Below are 15,352 nucleotides of genomic sequence, written 5' to 3' on the forward strand. Positions count from 1 at the left end.
TTTCCCCTGCTCGGAAAACATGACATATATTGGTTAAAAAGTCGTTAAACCGAAGATGAGACGTTTCGGTTCAGCCGCGTGGCCAGTATCGCTGGCAATCCGCTGGATCAACCCCGTGCGCGTGGAAGCGGGGCGCCCCGGATCGCGGTCCGCGTGTCCGGTCCGGCCCCGGCAAGGGAATGTTAACCCTGCCGGGTGCTTAACTACGGCCGGAGCGGACGCGTGCGATGCACAAGGCCGGCCCATACTTTCGACAGATTCGCGGACCATTGAGCCTTGAAATCGCTCAAGGTTCCGGTTGAAGCGCGCAGGACGGACCACCGGTTCCGTGACGGTTCCGCGCGGGGTTTTTCGAGGATCATGTCATGAACCCAGCCGATGCCATGCAGGCGATGCCGGCCCCCGACATGACGCTGCTCGGCCTGTTCCTGCAGGCGCACTTCGTCGTGAAGGTCGTGATGCTCGGGCTGATCGGCGCCTCGATCTGGTGCTGGTCGATCATCGTCGACAAGACCCTGCTGTTCCGCCGCACCAAGGCCGAGATGGACGCCTTCGAGGAGGCGTTCTGGTCCGGCCGCTCCCTGGAGGAGCTCTACCGCTCGTTCAACGACCGCCAGCCGGTGGGGCAGGGCGCCCTGTTCGTGGCCGCCATGCGGGAGTGGAAGCGCTCCTTCGAAGGCTCCGGCCGCCAGATCCAGAGCCTGTCCCAACGCATCGACAAGGTTCTGGACGTGACGATCCAGCGCGAGGTCGAGCGCCTCGAGTCCCGCCTGCTCTTCCTCGCCTCCATCGGCTCGGCCGGCCCCTATATCGGCCTGTTCGGCACGGTCTGGGGCATCATGACCGCCTTCACCTCGATCGCGGCCTCCAAGAACACCTCGCTGGCCGTGGTGGCGCCGGGCATCGCCGAGGCGCTGTTCGCCACGGCCATCGGCCTCTTCGCCGCGATCCCGGCCGTGCTCGCCTACAACAAGCTGCAATCGACGGTGGCCAAGAACCAGTCGCGCCTCGAGGGCTTCGCCGACGAGTTCTCCGCCATCCTCTCCCGGCAGATCGACGAGCGCCTCTCGCTCGTCGCCTGATCCCACCCCCACACCCGAGGAACGATCATGGGCATGGCCCACGGAGCAGCGCAGGGTGGAGGCGGACGGCGTCGGCGGGGACGCCGGCACGCGGCCATCAACGAGATCAACATGACGCCGTTCATCGACGTCGTGCTCGTGCTCCTGATCGTCTTCATGGTCGCGGCGCCGATGATGACGGTGGGCGTGCCCCTCGACCTGCCGCAATCGAAGGCGAGCTCGCTGAACTCCGACACCAAGCCGGTGACGCTCTCGATCCGCCAGTCGGGCCAGGTCTTCCTCGGCGAGGCCGAACTCTCCGACGACACCATCGTCCCGAAGCTCACCGAGAGTTCGAAGGCCGGGTTCGAGGAGCGCGTCTTCGTGCGCGGCGACAAGCGGGTCGATTACGGCCGCGTCGCCCAGGTGATGGCGATCGTGACCGGCGGCGGCTTCAAGAAGGTCGCCCTGGTCACCGAGCCGGATCAGAAGTAGCGGGCGCCGGCGGTGCGGATTCCCTTCAAGCGCAGTGAACCGGGCGTCTGGGTCTCGGCGGCGACGCATGTCGGCCTGCTGACGGTCGCCCTGTTGTCGGTGGCGGCCCCCGCCCTGCCGGATGCGCAGGAGGGCGTGCCCGTCGAGGTGATGACCGAGCAGCAATATTCGGAGCTGACGAAGGGCGAGCGCAACGCCGATGCGCCGCAGCCCAACGCCAAGCCGCGCGCCGACCGGGTCGCCGAGAAGTTCGAGGAGCGCGAGCCCGAGAACGCCAAGGTGGATGCCCCGGCCCCCCCGAAGCGCCCGGCCGACATGAAGGTGGCGAGCGCCGAGGAGATGCCGCTGCGCTCCAGCGAGCCCGACCCGCAGGAAGCCAAGGCCGAGGCCGCCAAGGCGGAAGCCGCGAAGGCGGAAGCGGCCAAGGCTGAAGCGGCCAAGGCGGCCAAGGCCGAGGCTGCCAAGGCCGCTGCCGCCGCCGAGGCGAAGGCCGCCGCGGAAGCCAAGGCCGCGGCCGCCGCCAAGGCGAAGGCCGAGGCGGTCAAGCGCGAGCAGCTCGCCGAGTTGATCGAGAAGCAGGAAGCCGAGGCGGAGGCCAAGGCCGAGGCTGCCGCGAAGGCGGAGGCCGCGAAGGCCGCTGCCGCCGCCAAGGCGAAGGCCGAGGCCAAGGCCAGGGCCGACGCGGAGGCCAAGGCCGAGAAGGAGGCGGAAGCCAAGGCCAAGGCCGTCGCGGAGGCGAAGGCCAAGGCGGAGGCGGAGCGCCAGAAGGAACTCGCCGAGGCAGAGGCCGAAGCGAAGGCGGAGGCCGCCGCCAAGGCCAAGGCGGATGCCGCCGCCAAGGCGAAGGCCAAGGCGATGGCGGATGCCAAGGCGAAGGCCGACGGGGAGGCCAAGGCCAAGAAGCAGGCCGAACTCGCCGACAAGTTCAGCGCGGGCGACATCCGCTCCCTGCTGGCCTCGAAGGCGCCGTCGCAATCCACCGGTGCCACGGGGCGCGAGGTGCAGCGCACCGCCTCCCTGGGGGCGGCCACCGGCACCGCGCAGCGCCTGTCGCCGTCCCTCAGGGACGCCCTGGTGGGGATGCTTCAGCAGCAGATCGAGCGCTGCTACGTGGCGCCCCCGGGGGCGACCCAGGGCGTCGTCCTGCCGATGCTCGACATCCGGCTCAACCCGGACGGCACGCTCACCTCCGAGCCCCGCATCATGCGCGGCGGCGCGAACGCGGTGGACCGCTCGATCGCCGAGGCGGCCCAGCGCGCGGTGCGTCGCTGCGCGCCCTACAAGATCCCGGCCCAGTACGCGCCGTACTACAACGACTGGAAAGCCATCAACGCGGAGTTCGAGTTCTCGCGGGCGTGATGCGGCGGCCCCCTCCGGGCCGCGCACGCGCGCGCCGCGTGGTCCGAGACGGTCCGAGGCTTCCTCCGCCCGAGGCGGGGCCGTCCCATCCGCGCGCATTCTCCGGACCCACCCACGATCCTCGCATTCCCACGACCACGGAATCGATCATGCATCGCAGTCTACTCAAGAGCCCGGTTTCCAGGGGCCTGACGTCGCTCCTCGCGCTCCTGGCGCTCGTTCTGTTCGGCCTGACCCCGGCTGCGGCGCAGCTCAACCTGCGCATCGGCGGCGGGTCGTTCCAGCCGATGCCGATCGCGGTCACGGATTTCTCCGGGGATCCGAGCCTGGGGCTCCTCGTCTCCAGCGTGGTGACGAACAACCTGCGCCGCTCGGGCTACTTCACCCCCGTGGAGAAGGCGAAGTTCCCCGAGGCGCCGGGCTTCGACGCCGTGCCGGGCTTCGAGAAATGGCGGGCGGCCGGAGTCCAGGCCCTGATCACGGGCCGCGTCGCCCGCGACGGCTCCGGCAAGCTCAAGGTCGAGTTCCGCCTCTGGGACGTGACCTCGGGCCAGCAGATGACGGGCCAGCAATACGGCACCGATCCGGCCAATGCGCGCCGCACCGGCCACCTCATCTCGGACGCGGTCTACACCAAGATCACCGGCCTCGGGCCCTGGTTCGACAGCCGCATCGCCTTCGTGGACGAGTCCGGCTCCAAGGAGAACCGGCGCAAGCGCCTGATGGTGATGGACCAGGACGGCGCCAACGTGCGGGCGCTGACGAACGGCGAGAACGCCGTGGTGGCGCCGCGCTACTCCCCGGCGACCCAGGACATCGCCTTCATGACCCAGACCACGGGCCAGCAGCCGCGCATCCAGGTCATCAACCTAGAGACCGGCAGCCGCCAGGCGCTCGGCAAGGCCGATTCGATGAGCACCAGCCCGCGCTTCTCGCCGGACGGCCGACGCCTCGTCATGAGCGTGCAGCAGGGCGGCAACGCCGACATCGTGGTCATGGATCTGGCCTCGAAGGCCCAGACGCCGATCACCAACGGCAACGCCATCGACACCTCGCCGACCTACTCGCCGGACGGCAGCCAGATCGTGTTCGAATCCGATCGCGGCGGCTCGCAGCAGATCTACGTCATGAGCGCCTCGGGGGGCACGCCCACCCGCCTCTCCTTCGGCGAGGGCTCGGCCTCGCAGCCGGCCTGGTCGCCGCGCGGCGACCTCATCGCCTTCACCCGCCAGCGCAAGGGCGGCTTCGCCATCTGCGTGATGAAGCCGGACGGCTCGGGCGAGCGCGTGCTCACGGAAGGCTTCCACAACGAAGGCCCGACCTTCGCGCCGAACGGCCAGTACGTGCTGTTCTTCCGCGATCCGGGCGGCCAAGGCGGCGGCAAGCTCTACATGGTCGACATCACCGGCAAGGTGGAGCAGCCGGTGCCGACCCCGTCCTACGCCTCGGACCCGACCTGGTCGCCGCTGCTGTCGGGAAAATGACGGCGCATCGGGCGCGGCTGTCGCGTCAGCCGCGTTCGGAGCCTGCGGTTCGGCGCATGAAGCCGAAGGCCGAGCTCAGCGACGCGCCGGCGGCGCCTGTCACGGCCTGGACCGCGCCGACCGCTGCTTGAGCGGCTTCACTCGCCGTGGAGACCAAGGACGATTCCGCGATCGTCGGTCCGGCGACGGGCTGGGTCACGCGCTGGGCCGCCCGGGCGAAGCCCCGCTGCAGGACCTCGCGATCGTTGCTGATCAGCGCCGGAAGCCGTGGGTCCGCCAGGGCGATCAGCAGGCCCCCGTCCTGGAACGTGATTTCCAGCAGCGTCTGAGGTTGCGACTCTTCGGCGGAGACCGACGTCAGGGCGGTCGCAGCGAGAAGCGCGGTTCCGCTCAGATCGATGTTCGATGCCAGGGCAAGGCTTCCCTTCAGCCCTTCGAGCACCTGCCCGCCCCAGTTCCGAGCGCCCGCGACGTCCCCATGGGCCTCGACGGTCAGGATGCCCTCGACCGAGCGCTCGACGCCGTCCGGGCTGGTCAGAACACCTGCCTGATACGTGCCTTTGCCCTTGCCGCAATTTCCAGCAACCACCTTGATGTCAGCCATCGCGCCCTCCCGCAGGTTTTTCTACCCCCGCGTGCAGGCAGCTGTCATGTACAAAAGCTTGGCCTTACCGCCACGAAGAGCATGGCCCGGAGCGCTAAGACCCAGGCTAAGTGGTTGGTCCCGAACGCATTATCCCTCAGACATCGCGAGGGTCTCGGAAAAGGGATAATCCCGTCCCTCACTCCGCGGGCACGAGCCGGTCCCGCGCCCGCAGCGCCGGGAACACCCGTCCCCACAGGGCGGCGACGAGGAGCGTGGCGAGGCCGCCCGCCACCACCGCGGGAACGGCGCCGATCAGGGCGGCCAGGGTGCCGGATTCGAACTCCCCGAGTTCGTTCGAGGCGCCGATGAAGACCGAGTTCACCGCCGAGACCCGTCCGCGCATGGCATCGGGCGTCTCGCCCTGGACGAAGGTCTGGCGCACGAAGACGCTGATCATGTCGGCCGCCCCCGTGACGAACAGGCAGGCCATGGAGAGGGGCAGCGAGGTCGAGAGGCCGAAGCCCACCGTGGCGAGACCGAAGAGGCCCACCGCCTGGAGCATGCGCAGCCCGGCCTGGCGCTGCAGCGGCCAGTAGGCGAGGGCGATCGCGGTGAGCACCGCCCCGGCCGCCGGCATGCTGCGCAGCACGCCGAGGCCGAGAGGGCCGACATGCAGCACCTCGGCCGCGAAGATCGGCAGGAGGGCGGTGGCACCGCCCAGGAGCACCGCCACGAGGTCGAGGCTGATGGCCCCGAGCACCACCGGATGCGTGCGGATGTAGGTCAGGCCGGCCGAGAGGGTTTCCCAGGTCACGGGCGGCCGCTCCGTGACGGGGGCGGGCCGGAACCGGATCGCCAGGATGAGCGCGCTGGCCAGGGCGAAGCTCGCCGCGGCCGCGCCGAAGACCACCGCCGGTCCGAGGGCGTAGAGGAAGCCGCCGGTGGCCGGGCCGAGGATCGAGGCGCTCTGCCAGAGCGAGGCGTTCCAGGCGATGGCCGAGCCGAACAGCGGGCGGGGCACCAGGGTCGGCAGCAACGCCTGGAGGGCCGGATTGGCGAAGGCGCGGCCGGTGCCGATGACGACGACGAGCCCGTAGATCGGCCACAGGGTCGTGGCGCCGGAATAGGCGGCGAGGAGCAGGCCGAGATCCGCCAGCGCCAGCGTCGCGTAGGCCAGGGCCGCCACGAGGCGCCGGTCGTAGGTGTCGGCGACGTGGCCCGTGACCAGGGCCGAGAGCATGGCCGGGAGAAAGCTCGCCAGGCCCACGAGGCCGAGGGCCAGGGCCGAGCGGGTGATGTCGTAGACGAACCACCCCACCGCCACCGCCTGCATCTGGAAGGCGAGGCCGGTCAGGAAGCGGGCGGATCCGAAGAGGCGGAAATCGCCGTTGCGGAAGACGGTCCAGCGCGGCGCGGCATCGGTGCTCATCGCGCCGTGCTGGGGCAGGGATGTTTTCCCGTCAAGCGCCAGGATTACGAGGCGTACTTGACCGTGCAGCCATAGGGCTTGGCCGAGCGCACCGAGACCGGCCGGCCGGCGGCGAGTTCGGTCAGGGCCGCGTCGACGAGGTTCCGGGCCGTCTTGAGGTCGGCGGGATCGGCCGAGGGCTTGTCGTCGATGCCGCCCTGGTAGGCGAGGGTCCCGTCCGGGGCGATGACGAACATGTGCGGCGTGGTCCTGGCGTCGTAGGCCCGGCCGACGCTGCCCGCAGGGTCGAGGAGCACGGCGGTGGGCGCGGCGTCCCGGGTCTTCGTCAGCCGGTTGGCCTCCGCCCCGTCGACGGCGCCCTGCTCGCCCGGCGCCGAGGAGATGACGCTGAGCCAGACCACGCCCCGGCCGGTCCATGTCTTCTGGAGCGCCTGCATGGCGTGGGCGCCGTAGTGCTTCATCACGAAGGGGCAGTCGTGGTTGGTCCATTCGAGGACGACCGTCTTGCCGGCATAGTCCGAGAGCCGGACGGTGCGGCCGTCGGAATCCTGGGCGCTGAAGGCGGGCGCGGGCTTGCCCACCTGCGGGCCGGCGGCCAAGGCAGGGGCGTTGGGGGCGGCGAGGAGCGCCGCGAGACCCGCGGCGAGGAGATGGCGACGGGTCCGGGGCATCGGCTAGGGCTCCGTGGTCAGGGCGGCGCTGCGGTCCGTGGCCGCGAGGGGAATCGCCTGCAGGGCCTCCAGCACGAGGCCCGGGGTGAGGATCTGGGGCAGGATCGCGGGCTCGCCGGAGCCGGCATAGAGCAGGTAGAGCGGCACGCCGCTGCGGCCATGGCGCTCCAGCAGACGGGTGATCTCGGGATTCTGGTTGGTCCAGTCGCCCTTGAGATAGGTGATGCCGCGGGCCTTCAGGCCGGCCTGGACGGTCTCGGAACGCAGGGCCGCGCGCTCGTTGACCTGGCAGGTGATGCACCAGGCCGCCGTCATGTTCACGAAGACCGGCTTGCCCTGCGCCAGGAGCCCGTCGAGGCGCGCCTGGGTGAAGGCGCCCGCATCGGCCCGGGCGGTGTCGGCTCCGGCCCGGTCCCGGTCGAGCCCGAGGGTGAGGACGGCGAGCGCGCCGAGGGCCGCCACGGCGGTGCCGCGCGCGATCCAGGTGCCGGCCGGGCCGGCCCCGTGCCCGCGCTCCCAGGCCCAGGCGGCGAGGCCGACCAGCACGAGGCCGACCAGGGCGCCGAGCAGCCCGGCCGAGCCGACCTGCTGCGACAGGACCCAGACCAGCCAGGCGACGGTGGCGTAGATCGGGAAGGCCAGCGCTCCCTTCAGGGTGTCCATCCAGGCGCCGGGACGGGGCAGGCGCCGTAGGGCCGCCGGCCAGATCGTCAGCACGAGGAAGGGCAGGGCGAGGCCGAGGCCGAGGCTCGCGAAGACGGCGAGGCTCACGCCGGCCTCCTGCGTCAGGGCGAAGCCCACCGCCGAACCCATGAAGGGGGCGGTGCAGGGGGTGGCCACCACCGTGGCGAGCACGCCGGTGAAGAACGAGCCCTCGAGACCCGCCCGCCGGGTCAGCCCGGCGCCGAGGCCCGCGATGCCGGCGCCGAGATGCACGACGCCCGACAGGCTGAGCCCCATGGCGAGCAGCAGATAGGCGAGGCCCGCCACCACCAGGGGCGATTGCAGCTGGAAGCCCCAGCCGATGCCGGCGCCCGCCCCCTTCAGGGCGATGAGCAGGCCGGCGAGGGCCAGGAAGGAGGCCAGCACGCCGGCCGTGTAGGCGAGGCCGTGCAGCCGGACCCGGCCCGCCGGCTCGCCCGAATGCGTCACGAGGCCGAGCACCTTGATCGACAGGACGGGGAAGACGCAGGGCATCAGGTTGAGGAGGAGGCCGCCCAGGAAGGCGAGGCCGGCCGCGCTCCAGAGCGTCAGGCTCTCCTCAGGGGCCTGCACCGGCGCCGGAGCGGCCGGCGCGGCTGCGGCCGAGGCCGTCGCCGCGGCGGCCGGGCTCGGGGCCTCGCCGATGGCGTAGGCGCGGCGCACGGGGCCGTCCGGCGTCGCCTCGTCGAAGGTCAGCACGCCCGGCAGGGAGGCGGGAGCCGCCTCGGTGGTGTCGCCGCGGGCGAGATCGATGTGCAGGCCGTCCGCATCGCTGCGCGCCTCCTGGGGCGCCGCGTTCTCGATGGCGGTCTCGGCATAGGGGAAGTAGGCGAGGGACTCCGCCGCCAATCCCGGCGGGGTGGCGAGGTGGACCTGCAGGCGCCCGTTCTCGGCGCCGTAGCGCACCGGCCAGGGCGCGGGCACCGGCAGGGCCGCGCGGGCGGCCTCGAACAGCCGCATCGATCCCGGCGCGGCCCCCGTGCTGGTGCCGCCCTGCGCCACCGGCAGGGTCAGGCGCAGCTCGGCCGAGCCCGGCACGCATTCGCGCTCGCAGACGAGGTAGCTCAGCTTGGCCTGGAGCGTCACCGGCCTGGCCGGCGCCAGGGTGACCGGCGGGGTCACCTGCGCGAGGAGGACGGCCTCGCCCTCGTAGCCGAAATTCATCAGGTGGGAGACGGGAATGCGGCTCGGGCTCGGCCACTGGATCGCTCCCGCCGAGAACCCGGCCGGCAGCGTCCAGGCGACCTCCGGGGCCAGGCCGGAATCGCCGGGATTGCGCCAGTAGACGTGCCAGTGCGGCCGCATCACCATGCGGATGGCGACCGTGAAGGGTTCGCCGGGCCGGATCGCGGCGGGCTCCCCGACGAGGCTCGCCTTCACGAGGTCGGCCGGCACCTTGAAGCCCTGCGCGCAAGCGAGGGTCGGAGCGAGGCCGAACAGCGCGAGCGCCAGGGCGAGAAGCTGGATCATCGGGTCCTGTTCGGCGATGGAAGCGTCGAGATTACGTCCGTTCGGTGCAGGGGTGAAATCCCGAGGCCGCGAGGTCCCTTGTCCCCAGCTTTCCGGTCGTCCGAAAGAGGCGGGATGGTCGCAAGGGCCGCCCGGCGCTCCGCGCGCGCCGGATCAGACCGCCACGACCATCGGCCGGGTCGCCTCCTCGAGCCAGGTCCGCGTCGCCGCGTCGAGGTCCGGCCCCAGGGCCTCCCGCACGCGGGCATGGTAGGCGTCGATCCAGGCCATCTCCTCGGGGGCCAGGAGATCGGGGCGGATCAGGCGGCGGTCGAAAGGGGCCAGCGTGAGCGTCTCGAACCCGAGCATCGGGCGTTCGCCGCCGGGCACCGCGCGGGCCTCGACGAGCACGAGGTTCTCCAGGCGGATGCCGTAGGCGCCGGGCTTGTAGTAGCCCGGTTCGTTCGAGAGGATCATGCCGGGCTCCAGGGCGACCGTCCCGGTCTTGGCGATCCGCTGCGGCCCCTCGTGCACCGACAGGAAGGCCCCGACGCCGTGGCCGGTGCCGTGGTCGAAGTCGAGGCCGGCCTCCCAGAGCGGCAGGCGGGCGAAGGCGTCGATCTGCGCCCCCGTGGTCCCCTTCGGGAACACCGCCCGGGCGATGCCGATATGGCCCCGGAGCACGCGGGTGAAGTGCTCGCGCATCGCCTCCGAGGGGTCGCCGACCGCCACCGTGCGGGTGATGTCGGTGGTGCCGTCGGCGTATTGCGCCCCGGAATCCACGAGGAACAGCTCGCCGGGGAGGACGCACCGGTCGGTCTCCCGGCTCACCCGGTAGTGGACGATGGCGCCGTTGGCGCCGCTGCCCGAGATCGTCGGGAACGAGACGTCCCGCAGCAGGCCGCCCGCGGCGCGGAAATCCTCCAGGGCCTCCACCGCGGCGATCTCGGTCAGCGTCTCGCCCTGGGCATCGAGCCAGGCGAGGAAGCGGGTCACGGCGATGCCATCGCGAAAGTGGGCGGCGCGGGTGCCGGCGATCTCGGCCGCGTTCTTCACCGCCTTCATGGCGGTGATGGGATCGGGCCCCAGATCCGCGACGCCGCCGGCCGCCTCGACGCGCTGCTTGAGGGCGAAGGCGGCCGTGGCGGCGTCGAGGCGCAGGCGCGCGGCGTTCGCCGCCTGGGCCGCGAGGCCCTCCTCGAAGGCGGCGTGCGGATGCAGGTCGGCCAGGGGCGCCAGGGCGGCGCGCAGCTCCGGGCTCGGGTTCGGCGAGGTCAGGTAGAGGGCGGCCCGGCCGGTGCGCGGCACCAGCGCGTAGCCCAGCGCCAGGGGCGTGTGGGCCACGTCGCCGCCGCGCAGGTTGAAGGCCCAGGCGAGGTTGTGCGGATCCGAGATCACCAGGGCGGCATCGTCCGCCTCGGCGAGGACCGCCCTGATGCGGGCGAGCTTGTCCTCGGCGGACTCGCCGGCTAGGGCCGGAGGATGCGCGACCACCGGGCCGGCCGGGGCCTGCGGCCGGTCGGTCCAGACCGCGTCGACGGGGTTCGCCGCCACCGCCTGCAGGCGCGCGCCAGCCCTGGTCACCGCGCGTTCCAGGCGCGCGACGCTGTCGGGTGTGTGCAGCCAGGGATCGTAGGCGAGCACCTGGCCGGGCTTGATATGGGCGCCGATCCAGGCCGCCACGCTGGTCTCGGCCAGGGGCACCGGGGTGATGATCGCGGTGTCGACCTGGGCGGGGGCCTGGAGCGTGTAGCGCCCGTCGACGACGAGGGCCGCCGCCTCGGCCAGGATCACGGCGGTGCCGGCCGAACCGGTGAAGCCGGTGAGCCAGGCGAGGCGCTCGGCCTGGGGCGGCACGTATTCGGACTGGTGCTCGTCGGCGCGGGGCACCACGAAGCCGTCGAGCCCGGCGGTTCGCAGCGTTTCGCGCAGGGCGCGGATGCGGGCCGCGCCCTGACGGTGGCTCGGATCGTCGAAGGTCTGGAAGCGGAGGCGCGTCATGGCGCCCAGGGTTACGCCGGGCTCAGAGGGGCCGCAACCACGGCCGACGCGGGCGCGGTGCCGCGCCGCCGCGCTTCAGCACGAGCGTCGCCCAGCCCTCGATCAGCCCGTGCCGGGCGAGATGGAAGCCGCGGTGCCGGTAGGTGGAGAGCACGCCGGGCACGTCGCGCTCGATGAGGCCGGACAGGATCAGCACGCCGTGGTCGGCGACCACCGCCGTCAGCGAGGGCGCCAGCCCCTTGAGCGGCCGCGCCAGGATGTTGGCGAAGACCACGTCGAAGCGGCGCGGACGATCGGCCAGCGGATGGCGCACGCCCGGCCCCTGGTAGAGCCTGAGCACGGGCCCGAGGCCGTTCAGGCGGGCATTGCCGATGGCGGTGGTCACCGCCTCCGAGTCGAGGTCGCCGGCGATGACCGGCCTGTGCAGGGCCTTGGCCGCCGCGAAGGCGAGGATGCCGGTGCCGGTGCCGACGTCGAGCACGTGGGCCGGGCGCCCGCGCCTGAGGATCCCGGCGAAGGCCCGGAGGCAGCCCAGGGTGGTGCCGTGATGGCCGGTGCCGAAGGCGAGCGCCGCCTCGATCTCGATGGCGAGGTCGTTGGCGCGGACCGTGTCGCGGTCGTGGCTGCCATGGACGAGGAAGCGGCCGGCCCGCACCGGCTTCAGACCCTCCAGGGAGGCGCGCACCCAATCCTGCTGGTCGATGGTCTCGAAGGTGGCGACGTCCGCCTGCGCGCCGACCACGGGGCGGATCAGGTCGCGGATCAAGGCCTCGTCGGGCGCGTCGGCGAAGTAGGCTTCCAGGCGCCAGGTCCGGCCGTCCTCGGCCTCGAAGGCGGCCACCGCCGTCTGCGTCGGATCGAACATCTCGCCGAGGAGGTCGGTCATCGCGCGGGCCGAACCCTCGTCGGTGAGGAGGCGCAGGACGTGGGTCGGGCGGTGGGGAGGCAGGCCTTCGAGCATGGCCGGGGCTCTACCACCCACGCGGTTCCGCCGCCACCACGCATCTGCGACGTCCCGCCGCCACGACCCGCTCAAGCTTGCCCGGAACCGAAATCCGGCATTCGCGTTTGCTCTCGCTTCTCCAGCTTCATCTCGATGTCGGAGCGTGCGTTGTGCGTATGAAAATCAGAAGAACCGGCGGTCGAACGCCGGTCGTCCTCGCCGAAAAGTCCAAGGCCCGCCGGCGCCTCGTGCGCGAGCGCGGGGTCTTTTCCGACGCCGAGACCCTGACGGGACCGATGCCCGGGTCGATGCTCGTCCTGCTCAGCCGCCTGCACCGCTCCGAGCGTCCGCTCCGCGACGAGGACGAGCACGGCGCCTGATCGCGTCGGCGCCGATCCATGCTATGGCGGGCGCTCCGGCGAAAAATGTAAGAGCAGGGCGATGAAACAGACGAAACGGATGTTGCTCGGCGTGGTCCTGGGCGCGATGGGCAGCCTCGGGCTCGCCCGAGGCGTCGCCCCGGCGCGGGCCGAGACACCCGTGGTGGTGTTCGCCGCCGCCAGCCTCAAGAACGCCCTCGACGAGGCCGCCGCCGCCTGGACCAAGGAGACGGGCAAGACCGCCAAGATCTCCTACGCGGCCTCCAGCGCGCTGGCCAAGCAGATCGAGGCCGGCGCGCCGGCCGACCTGTTCGTCTCCGCCGATCTCGCCTGGATGGACTACGTGGCGGGCAAGGACGGCCTCAAGCCGGGCACGCGCGCCAACCTCCTGCGCAATGCCCTCGTGCTGATCGCCCCGAAGGACGCGCCCGTGGCCGTGGACCTCAAGCCCGGTCTCGACCTCGCCAAGGTCCTCGGCGACGGACGCATCGCCATGGGCAACGTCGAGGCGGTGCCGGCCGGCAAGTACGGCAAGGCGGCGCTCGAGAATCTCGGCGCCTGGGAGGGCGTGAAGGGCCGGGTCGCCCAGGCCGAGAACGTGCGGGCAGCGCTCCTCCTCGTGGCCCGCGGCGAGGCGCCGCTGGGCATCGTCTACGCCACCGATGCGGTCTCGGACCCGAGCGTGAAGGTGGTCGCCACCTTTCCGGCCGCGAGCCACCCGCCCGTGATCTATCCCGTGGCGCTGACGAAGGATTCGACCAACCCGGATGCGGCGGCGCTCCTCGCCTACCTGCGCAGCCCGGCCGCGCGCAGTTTCTTCGAGCGTCAGGGCTTCTCGGTGATCGGCGCCGAGAACCGGACCTGATCGCCCGGTCTTGCTCCACACGATCCCGGACCGGCTCGGCCTGACGCCGGAGGAATGGTCCGCCATCGCCCTCAGCCTGCGCGTGGCCGGGGTCGCCACCCTGGCGAGCCTCGTCCCGGGCCTGGCCGTCGCCTGGGTCCTGGCGCGCCGGCGCTTCCCCGGGCGGGCGCTCCTCGACGGGCTGGTGCATCTTCCGCTCATCCTGCCGCCGGTGGTGACCGGCTACCTCCTGCTCCTCGCCTTCGGCCGGCGCGGCACCTTCGGGGCCTTGCTGGCCGATCTCGGCATCGTGCTCTCGTTCCGCTGGACCGGCGCGGCCCTCGCCTGCGCGGTGATGGGGTTTCCCCTGATGGTGCGGGCGATGCGCCTCTCCCTGGAGGCCGTCGATGCCCGGGTCGAGCAGGCCGCCGCTACCCTCGGCGCCGGACCCCTCGCGGTCTTCCTCACCGTGACGCTGCCCCTCGCCCTGCCCGGCGTCCTCGCCGGCGCGGTGCTGGCCTTCGCCAAGGCGATGGGCGAATTCGGCGCCACCATCACCTTCGTGTCGAACATCCCCGGCGAGACCCAGACCCTGCCCTCGGCGATCTACACCCTGACCCAGGTGCCGGGCGGCGAGGCGGGCGCCCTGCGCCTCACCCTGGTCTCGGTGGCGATCTCGATGGCGGCCCTGCTGGTCTCCGAATTCCTGGCCCGCCGGGTCGGGCGGCGGATCGGGGCGGCCTGAAGCGATGACGCTCACGGTCGATCTCGCCCTGGCGCGCGGCGCCTTCCGCCTCGACGTGGCCTTCGCCGCGCCCGCCGGGCTCACCGTCCTGTTCGGCCGCTCCGGTTCGGGCAAGAGCACGGTGATCGCCTGCCTCGCCGGGCTGGCCCGGCCCGACCGGGGCCGGATCACCCTCGACGGCGAGACCCTGCTCGACACCGACCGCGGCCACGCGGTGCCCGCCCATCGCCGCCGCATCGGCACCGTGTTCCAGGAGGCGCGGCTGATGCCCCACCTCTCGGTCCGGCAGAACCTCGCCTACGGACGCTGGTTCGCGCGCGGGCGCCGGGATGCCGCGGGCCTGGAGCCGGAGGCGGTGGTCGCGCTCCTGGGGATCGGCCACCTCCTCGACCGGCAGCCGGCCGGGCTCTCGGGCGGCGAGGGCCAGCGGGTGGCGATCGGCCGGGCGCTGCTGTCCCGGCCCCGCCTGCTTCTGATGGACGAGCCGCTCGCCGCCCTCGATGCCGAGCGCAAGGCCGAGATCCTGCCGTTGATCGAGCGCCTGCGCGACGGGGCCGGCATCCCCATCGTCTATGTCAGCCATGCCGTGCCGGAGGTGGCGCGCCTCGCCGATACCATCGTGGTGCTGGAGGCGGGGCGCGTCGCCGCGGCCGGACCCGCCGAGGGCATCCTGCGCCGGGGCGATCTCGGTGCCTTCCACGCGGCCGAGGCCGGCGCGCTCCTCGACATGGTGGTGGAGGCCGATGCGCCGAATGCGGGGTTGACGCTTCTGTCGGGACGAGCCGGGCGGCTCCTGGTGCCGCGCCTCGCCCAGGCGGTGGGAACCGGTCTGCGCGTCCACATCCCCGCGCGCGACGTCCTGATCTCCCTCGACGAACCGGCCGGCCTGAGTGCCCGCAACCGCCTGAGCGGCCAGGTGCTCGCCCTGCACGTTCAGGCGGAGGGCACGGTGCTGGTGGAGGTGGATTGCGGCGGCGCCGTTCTCTCCGCGCGCCTGACGCGCGCCTCCGTCCACGAGCTCGGCCTCGTGCCCGGCCGGCCGGTTTTCGCCATCGTCAAGAGCGTCGCCTTCGATCCCCATGGCATGGGGCGCGCGGCTGCGGTCGAGATCTGAGGGGTCGTTAAAATTCGATGCATCGCCTTGGCATCGGCTTGAGCATGCCCGCCAAGAAGGGCCTGGCCGGACCGATTCCTTAAGATCGC

General features: G+C 72.0%; 14 protein-coding genes. 8 read left to right on the forward strand and 6 right to left on the reverse strand.

The annotated features are described in order from the left end of the window. Nucleotides 1-365 precede the first annotated feature (365 nt). From tolQ to tolB, 4 genes are all read left to right on the forward strand, one after another. Complete coding sequence (gene tolQ, locus ASF49_RS00155) at nucleotides 366-1,082, forward strand: protein TolQ (RefSeq protein ID WP_056465906.1); 717 nt, start codon at nucleotides 366-368, stop codon at nucleotides 1,080-1,082. Nucleotides 1,083-1,109: 27 nt separating this feature from the next. After that, the gene (locus tag ASF49_RS00160; protein WP_056465909.1) at nucleotides 1,110-1,556 is read left to right on the forward strand and encodes an ExbD/TolR family protein; all 447 of its coding nucleotides are present in this window, start codon (nucleotides 1,110-1,112) and stop codon (nucleotides 1,554-1,556) included. Nucleotides 1,557-1,568: 12 nt separating this feature from the next. Continuing rightward, on the forward strand, nucleotides 1,569-2,915 hold the full coding sequence (tolA, locus tag ASF49_RS00165) for a cell envelope integrity protein TolA (protein ID WP_056465913.1): 1,347 nt from the start codon (nucleotides 1,569-1,571) through the stop codon (nucleotides 2,913-2,915). A 149-nt stretch (nucleotides 2,916-3,064) separates the two neighbouring features. Further along, nucleotides 3,065-4,399: a Tol-Pal system beta propeller repeat protein TolB gene (tolB, locus tag ASF49_RS00170; RefSeq protein ID WP_056465916.1), complete on the forward strand. Its 1,335-nt coding sequence runs from the start codon at nucleotides 3,065-3,067 to the stop codon at nucleotides 4,397-4,399. Nucleotides 4,400-4,424: 25 nt separating this feature from the next. Here the strand turns inward: tolB and ASF49_RS00175 are convergent, their stop codons facing one another. The 6 genes from ASF49_RS00175 to ASF49_RS00200 form a co-directional block, all read right to left on the reverse strand. Then, nucleotides 4,425-5,003 (reverse strand): hypothetical protein, encoded by a 579-nt coding sequence (locus tag ASF49_RS00175; RefSeq protein ID WP_056465919.1) that lies wholly within the window; start codon nucleotides 5,001-5,003, stop codon nucleotides 4,425-4,427. 178 nt (nucleotides 5,004-5,181) lie between these two features. Continuing rightward, nucleotides 5,182-6,414, reverse strand: coding sequence for an MFS transporter (locus ASF49_RS00180; RefSeq protein ID WP_056465922.1), 1,233 nt, complete (start codon nucleotides 6,412-6,414; stop codon nucleotides 5,182-5,184). Nucleotides 6,415-6,458: 44 nt separating this feature from the next. Then, nucleotides 6,459-7,085 (reverse strand): redoxin domain-containing protein, encoded by a 627-nt coding sequence (locus ASF49_RS00185; protein WP_056465925.1) that lies wholly within the window; start codon nucleotides 7,083-7,085, stop codon nucleotides 6,459-6,461. A gap of 3 nt (nucleotides 7,086-7,088) precedes the next feature. Then, nucleotides 7,089-9,257, reverse strand: a complete 2,169-nt coding sequence (locus ASF49_RS00190) for a protein-disulfide reductase DsbD family protein (RefSeq protein ID WP_056465928.1) — start codon at nucleotides 9,255-9,257, stop codon at nucleotides 7,089-7,091. A gap of 153 nt (nucleotides 9,258-9,410) precedes the next feature. Continuing rightward, nucleotides 9,411-11,237 carry an aminopeptidase P family protein gene (locus tag ASF49_RS00195; protein WP_056465931.1) on the reverse strand — a complete coding sequence of 609 codons (1,827 nt, stop codon included), beginning with the start codon at nucleotides 11,235-11,237 and terminating at the stop codon, nucleotides 9,411-9,413. A 22-nt stretch (nucleotides 11,238-11,259) separates the two neighbouring features. Then, a complete protein-coding gene (locus ASF49_RS00200; RefSeq protein ID WP_056465934.1) occupies nucleotides 11,260-12,198 on the reverse strand; it encodes a 50S ribosomal protein L11 methyltransferase in 939 nt (312 codons plus the stop codon). A gap of 158 nt (nucleotides 12,199-12,356) precedes the next feature. Here ASF49_RS00200 and ASF49_RS00205 point away from each other — a divergent pair, with 158 nt between their 5' ends. The 4 genes from ASF49_RS00205 to modC all read left to right on the forward strand — a co-directional run bounded on the left by ASF49_RS00205 (nucleotide 12,357) and on the right by modC (nucleotide 15,263). Then, nucleotides 12,357-12,560, forward strand: coding sequence for a hypothetical protein (locus ASF49_RS00205; RefSeq protein ID WP_056465938.1), 204 nt, complete (start codon nucleotides 12,357-12,359; stop codon nucleotides 12,558-12,560). A 61-nt stretch (nucleotides 12,561-12,621) separates the two neighbouring features. Beyond that, nucleotides 12,622-13,425, forward strand: coding sequence for a molybdate ABC transporter substrate-binding protein (gene modA, locus ASF49_RS00210; protein WP_056465941.1), 804 nt, complete (start codon nucleotides 12,622-12,624; stop codon nucleotides 13,423-13,425). Nucleotides 13,426-13,435: 10 nt separating this feature from the next. Beyond that, entirely contained in the window at nucleotides 13,436-14,149 is a 714-nt protein-coding gene (gene modB / locus ASF49_RS00215) for a molybdate ABC transporter permease subunit (protein ID WP_279292465.1), read from the forward strand. 4 nt (nucleotides 14,150-14,153) lie between these two features. Then, complete coding sequence (modC, locus tag ASF49_RS00220; RefSeq protein WP_056465944.1) at nucleotides 14,154-15,263, forward strand: molybdenum ABC transporter ATP-binding protein; 1,110 nt, start codon at nucleotides 14,154-14,156, stop codon at nucleotides 15,261-15,263. Nucleotides 15,264-15,352: the final 89 nt, after the last annotated feature.

The sequence above is a fragment of the Methylobacterium sp. Leaf104 genome (assembly GCF_001422885.1).
In the GTDB taxonomy this organism is placed as follows: domain Bacteria; phylum Pseudomonadota; class Alphaproteobacteria; order Rhizobiales; family Beijerinckiaceae; genus Methylobacterium.

Bases quoted from the DNA above. Each gene is read 5' to 3' on its own strand.
- tolQ (WP_056465906.1), top strand. From the start codon at position 366: ATGAACCCAGCCGATGCCATGCAGGCGATGCCGGCCCCCGACATGACG.
- ASF49_RS00160 (WP_056465909.1), top strand. From the start codon at position 1,110: ATGGGCATGGCCCACGGAGCAGCGCAGGGTGGAGGCGGACGGCGTCGG.
- tolB (WP_056465916.1), top strand. From the start codon at position 3,065: ATGCATCGCAGTCTACTCAAGAGCCCGGTTTCCAGGGGCCTGACGTCG.
- ASF49_RS00175 (WP_056465919.1), bottom strand. From the start codon at position 5,003: ATGGCTGACATCAAGGTGGTTGCTGGAAATTGCGGCAAGGGCAAAGGC.
- ASF49_RS00180 (WP_056465922.1), bottom strand. From the start codon at position 6,414: ATGAGCACCGATGCCGCGCCGCGCTGGACCGTCTTCCGCAACGGCGAT.
- ASF49_RS00185 (WP_056465925.1), bottom strand. From the start codon at position 7,085: ATGCCCCGGACCCGTCGCCATCTCCTCGCCGCGGGTCTCGCGGCGCTC.
- ASF49_RS00190 (WP_056465928.1), bottom strand. From the start codon at position 9,257: ATGATCCAGCTTCTCGCCCTGGCGCTCGCGCTGTTCGGCCTCGCTCCG.
- ASF49_RS00195 (WP_056465931.1), bottom strand. From the start codon at position 11,237: ATGACGCGCCTCCGCTTCCAGACCTTCGACGATCCGAGCCACCGTCAG.
- ASF49_RS00200 (WP_056465934.1), bottom strand. From the start codon at position 12,198: ATGCTCGAAGGCCTGCCTCCCCACCGCCCGACCCACGTCCTGCGCCTC.
- ASF49_RS00205 (WP_056465938.1), top strand. From the start codon at position 12,357: ATGAAAATCAGAAGAACCGGCGGTCGAACGCCGGTCGTCCTCGCCGAA.
- modA (WP_056465941.1), top strand. From the start codon at position 12,622: ATGAAACAGACGAAACGGATGTTGCTCGGCGTGGTCCTGGGCGCGATG.
- modC (WP_056465944.1), top strand. From the start codon at position 14,154: ATGACGCTCACGGTCGATCTCGCCCTGGCGCGCGGCGCCTTCCGCCTC.